General features: G+C 73.0%; 2 protein-coding genes. Both read right to left on the bottom strand.

All coding sequences use genetic code 11. The features are described from left to right. Window positions 1-134, bottom strand: a 134-nt coding sequence (locus FE811_RS27210) for an NAD(P)-binding domain-containing protein (RefSeq protein ID WP_181181009.1), incomplete at its 3' end; no start/stop codon positions are given. Next, window positions 131-382 (bottom strand): enoyl-CoA hydratase/isomerase family protein (locus FE811_RS27205; RefSeq protein ID WP_140849624.1); only part of this gene is annotated, 252 nt, incomplete at its 5' end. The genes FE811_RS27205 and FE811_RS27210, both read right to left, overlap by 4 nt.

Genomic DNA, 382 nt, shown 5'->3' with positions numbered 1-382 from the left:
GCCGTCGCCGCCTTGGCGACGCCCTCGGGCATCGGCGCGGCCAGGTCGAAGCCTGCCACCGCGTGCCCCGCCTTGGCCAGGTTGGCCGCCATCGGGCCGCCCATGTTGCCCAGGCCGATGAATCCGATCTTCATGTCCGGTCCTCCCATTCGATTTCGTCCTCGCCCAGCGGCGCCAGCATGGCCGCGACATGCGCGGGGCCGGCATCGGCCGACCATCGCGGGTTGCGGTCCTTGTCGATGATCTGCGCCCGCACGCCTTCCAGGAAGTCGCTTTCCGCCGTGGCGCGGGCGGTAAAGCGCAGCTCGCGCGCGAGGCTCTCGCGCAGGCTGGCGTCGCCGCGCGCCGCGCGCACCAGCGCCAGCGTCGCCGCCATCGACAG

Origin of the sequence: Paracoccus sp. FO-3 (assembly GCF_006386455.1) — a bacterium.
Classification (GTDB): Bacteria; Pseudomonadota; Alphaproteobacteria; order Rhodobacterales; family Rhodobacteraceae; genus Paracoccus; species Paracoccus versutus.
This window is presented reverse-complemented; position numbering and strand designations above follow the sequence as displayed.